At 40.5% G+C, this 373-nt stretch carries 1 protein-coding gene; it reads left to right on the top strand.

The window, feature by feature from the left end:
* The coding region (locus UF06_RS23325; RefSeq protein ID WP_139046224.1) for an SDR family oxidoreductase at positions 1 to 97 on the top strand (97 nt) is incomplete at its 5' end.
* Between the last annotated feature and the right edge of the window lie 276 nt (positions 98 to 373).

Genomic DNA, 373 nt, shown 5'->3' with positions numbered 1-373 from the left:
GCAAGATATCGCCAATGGCGTTGCGTTTCTGGTCTCTGATAAAAGTGCGTTTATAACCGGACAAGTGCTCAAGATTGATGGCGGTTTGGTGCTTTAATGTTCGAACCATAACCTCAAGTAAAAACGCTCTTTACTCAGGTGAAGGGCGTTTTTGTCTCAAGATAAATGCATACAAACATGGAGAGTTAAATTGCCAGTTATTTACTCGGTATAACAAAACGCAATTGGTCTATCCGCAAAGCGCACATGTAATATCCATAAAAAACATGGATTATTCATATGAAAAAATTATCGCTACTTGGCCTGCTTATTCTCTTTGGCTGTAACCAGCAAAACACTCCGACTCCAGACCCAAATCACAATCAACCACACC

Source organism: Vibrio sp. S234-5, assembly GCF_000960595.1.
In the GTDB taxonomy this organism is placed as follows: Bacteria; Pseudomonadota; Gammaproteobacteria; order Enterobacterales; family Vibrionaceae; genus Vibrio.
This window is presented reverse-complemented; position numbering and strand designations above follow the sequence as displayed.